At 61.0% G+C, this 2,468-nt stretch carries 2 protein-coding genes; both read right to left on the bottom strand.

From position 1 onward, the window contains the following. Positions 1-73: 73 nt before the first annotated feature. Complete coding sequence (gene istB / locus F3J19_RS32235; protein ID WP_167050525.1) at positions 74-850, bottom strand: IS21-like element helper ATPase IstB; 777 nt, start codon at positions 848-850, stop codon at positions 74-76. Then, the gene (gene istA / locus F3J19_RS32230; RefSeq protein ID WP_167050523.1) at positions 840-2,366 is read right to left on the bottom strand and encodes an IS21 family transposase; all 1,527 of its coding nucleotides are present in this window, start codon (positions 2,364-2,366) and stop codon (positions 840-842) included. The genes istB and istA overlap by 11 nt, the downstream gene beginning before the upstream one ends. Between the last annotated feature and the right edge of the window lie 102 nt (positions 2,367-2,468).

The following is a 2,468-nucleotide window of genomic DNA, read 5'->3' as shown; positions in this document are numbered from 1 at the left end:
TGTTGATTTGCACGGAATCCTGACCCACGATTTGCATTGAATTCTGACCCACCCGTTGGACCAGCTTTTCGTGTTATTCAGTGGGTATTTGGGTCTTCTTTCTCTCCTTCTTTGGCTGTGTCGTGCTGTTTCTGAAACGATAGCTATCGTTACCTGTTTCCACAATGTGGCAGTGGTGCGTGAGCCGGTCAAGCAGCGCGGTCGTCATCTTTGCATCGCCGAACACACTGGCCCATTCTGCGAAGCTCAGATTGGTGGTGATGATGACACTGGTTCGTTCGTAGAGCTTGCTGAGCAGATGAAACAGCAGCGCACCGCCGGTCTGGCTGAACGGCAGATAGCCGAGTTCGTCGAGCACCACGAGATCGGCGTACACGAGTCGCGTTGCGAGTTGTCCGGGCTTGCCCACGAGCTTCTCCTGTTCGAGCGCATTGACCAGTTCGATGGTGGAGAAGAAGCGCACGCGACGACGATGATGTTCGAGAGCCTGCACACCGATTGCAGTTGCCAGATGCGTCTTTCCCGTACCGGGTCCACCCACCAGAACGATGTTGTGTGCCGAGTCGATAAATTCGCACTGGTACAACTGGCGCACCAGCGCTTCATTGGCGTCGCTGCAACTGAAGTCAAAGCCGCCGATGTCGCGATACGCCGGGAAGCGTGCCGCCTTCATCTGATACGCGAGGGAACGCACCTCGCGCTCTGCGATTTCCGCCTTGAGCAATCCTGCCAGCACCAGAGAAGCCGACTTGTAGGCCGGTGAGTCCTGCGCGGCGAGCTCGCCTAACGCCTGAGCCATACCGTGCAGCTTGAGCGACTTGAGCATCTGCATCATGACGTCAGGCTGCATGGTTGTCCTCCCGACCCCTTAGTCGGTCGTAGCGGCCGACGTTGGCTTGCGGTTCAACGGTCAGTGCAAAGGCCTGCGGCGTCTGCAGCGGCGGCACAGGCGGGCTGTCGAGCAGCCGGCTCAGGATGTTCAGCACCGTCTGCTTGTTGGGTGCGCCGGCTTCGAACGCGAGCTCGACGGCTGCGAGCACCATCTGTTCGTCGTGCAACAGGACCAGCGCCAGAATCTCGACCATCTCCCGATCGCCGCCGGGACGCTTCAGCAACACGCCCTGCAGCTTGCGGAATCCGGCTGGAAACTCGGCGAAGGGTGCGCCATTGCGAAGCGCTCCGGGTTTGCGCTGCAGGACTGCCAGATAGTGACGCCAGTCGTAGATGGTCTCGCCATGGTCGTGGCTGCGGTTGATACACCGCTCGTGCTCGGCAATCACCTGACCTTCGGCAACGAACACGAGCTTTGCGGCGTAGACGCGCAAGCTGATGGGGCGGTTGGCGAACGACGCCGGCACGCTGTAGCGGTTGCGCTCGAAGTTCACGAGGCAGGTTGGCGAGACGCGTTTGGTGTGTTCGACGAAGCCATCGAATGGCTGGCCGACCGGCATCAGGTGTGGCCGCTCGGCAGACCACGCGTCCCAGATCGTCATGTCCTGCTCCGGGTGCCGCGTCTGCTGCCATAGCAGCACGCACTGGTCAGCCAGCCAGTCGTTTAACGCGGCCAGCGAACCGAACGTCGGCACCTTCTGCCAGAGCCGGTGACGGCTGTCCTGGACGTTCTTCTCGATCTGCCCCTTCTCCCAGCCGGAGGCGACGTTGCAGAACTCGGCGTCAAACAGGTAGTGGCTCACCATCGCGCTGAACCGCGCGTTGACCTCGCGCACCTTGCCGGGACGTACCCTGTCGACGGCGGTCTTCATGTTGTCGTAGATGCCGCGGCGTGGAATGCCGCCCCAGGCGACGAACGCGTGATGATGCGCGTCGAACAGCATCTCATGGGTCTGCAGGAGATAGGCACGCAGGAAGAAGGCACGGCTGTGACTGAGCTTGAGCTGCGCGACCTGCAGCTTGGTGCGCTCGCCATTGATGATGGCCCAGTCCTCGCTCCAGTCGAACTGGAACGCTTCGCCGGCGGCAAACCGGAGCGGAACGAAGGTTCCGCGTCCGGTCGTCTTGGCCTGCTCGTGCTGTTCCTGTCGCCAGCGCCGGGCAAACGCCGCGACACGGTCGTAAGAGCCGGTGAAACCCAGTGCGCACAGGTCTGCGTGGATTTGCTTCAGGGTTCTGCGCTGTTTGCGGGGCCGGTTTGCCTCCGTCTTGAGCCAGCCTGCGAGCTTCGCAGCGAACCCATCGAGTTTGCTGGGGCTGTGGCGTTCGGGATAGGCCGGCAGGACCGTGCCAGCCCGTATGTAACGCCTGACCGTGTTTCTCGACACGCCCAGTCGTTTGGCAATCTCGCGCAACGAGACATGATCGCGAAAGTGCCAGCGTCGGATGATGCTCAATATAGCCACGTCGATCACTCCGTTCCCCCGCCCGTTGCCGAGCAGGTCAGTGTTCTACGTGGGTCAAGATTCGATGCAAATTACTGCCGAGGGTGGGTCAGGATTCCGTGCAAATCAACA

The organism is Burkholderia sp. Ax-1724 (assembly GCF_011752995.1).
Taxonomy (GTDB): domain Bacteria; phylum Pseudomonadota; class Gammaproteobacteria; order Burkholderiales; family Burkholderiaceae; genus Paraburkholderia.
This window is presented reverse-complemented; position numbering and strand designations above follow the sequence as displayed.

Bases quoted from the DNA above. Each gene is read 5' to 3' on its own strand.
- istB (WP_167050525.1), bottom strand. From the start codon at position 850: ATGCAGCCTGACGTCATGATGCAGATGCTCAAGTCGCTCAAGCTGCAC.